The organism is Mesorhizobium sp. B1-1-5, assembly GCF_006443065.1.
Taxonomy (GTDB): domain Bacteria; phylum Pseudomonadota; class Alphaproteobacteria; order Rhizobiales; family Rhizobiaceae; genus Mesorhizobium.
Map to the genome: position 1 here is coordinate 1 of NZ_VFWS01000663.1, position 1,039 is coordinate 1,039.

The following is a 1,039-nucleotide window of genomic DNA, read 5'->3' on the forward strand; positions in this document are numbered from 1 at the left end:
CGCTATGGCGAGACCATGGACGGGGTTCGCGCCGCGATAGAGGCCATGCGCGGGCAAATCTCTGCTGGCATGGACCGGACAGCCCTGCTCGGCGCCATGCCGGCAGGCGCGGCGCGCAACGCCATCGATTGCGCCTTGTGGGACCTGGAAGCCAAGATCAGCGGCAAGGCGGTGGCGGACGTAGTCTGGCCGGCTCCTTTGCATCAGCTCGAGACGGCCTACACGCTGTCGCTGGGCGAACCCGAGGCGATGGCGGCGCAGGCCCGTGCCAACGCGGCGCGCCCGCTGCTCAAAGTCAAGATCGGCGGCGACAACGACATTGCGCGCATCCGCGCGGTCCGGCAGGCCGCGCCCGGCAGCCGCATCATCCTCGACGCCAACGAGGGCTGGAACGACGACACCATCGCCGCGAACCTCGCCTTTGCCGCCGAGCAAGGCATCGCGCTTATCGAACAGCCGCTGCCGGCGGGCCATGACGGCATCCTGCGCCACATCGCGCATCCGGTGCCGATCTGCGCGGACGAGAGCGTGCATGAGGCGGGGGATCTGGCCGCGCTCGCCGGTCTCTACGATGCCGTCAACATCAAGCTCGACAAGTCGGGCGGGCTGACGGCGGCGCTCGTGCTGCGCGACCGCGCCCGCGAACTGGGTTTCGGCGTCATGGTCGGCTGCATAGTCGGCACGTCGCTGGCGATGGCGCCGGCGGTGCTGCTCGCCCAGGACGCCGATTTCGTCGACCTCGACGGACCGCTGCTGCTTGCGCGGGATCGTGTGCCCGGCCTCGCCTATGAGGGATCCTTGGTTTCACCGCCCGATCCGGCGCTTTGGGGCTGAGCGCGCCGCGAGTCCGACCAGCACCAGGCCGATGATCGCGATCGGGATCATGGCCAGGAAGCCGTCGACCCCGAAACGGTCGTAGAGCGGGCCGGAGGCGAGCGTCACGGCGGCCATGAAGAAGCCGTTGAAGCAATAGGCGCCGCCCTGTGCGGCACCGGTGCGCTCTTCAGCGACCGGTTCGCCTCTCATGTTCTGCAGGCCG

The 1,039-nt window shown here is 69.2% G+C and carries 1 protein-coding gene and 1 pseudogene; one reads left to right on the forward strand and one right to left on the reverse strand.

Annotation, left to right across the window (positions count from 1 at the left end):
- On the forward strand, window positions 1–834 hold an 834-nt coding region (gene dgcA / locus FJ980_RS34185; protein ID WP_140547734.1), incomplete at its 5' end, for an N-acetyl-D-Glu racemase DgcA.
- On the opposite strand, the pseudogene FJ980_RS34190 reads toward dgcA, so the two are convergent.
- Window positions 805–1,039 (reverse strand): annotated as a pseudogene (locus FJ980_RS34190) (MFS transporter); the annotation flags it as partial. The gene dgcA and the pseudogene FJ980_RS34190 sit on opposite strands and share 30 nt — an antisense overlap.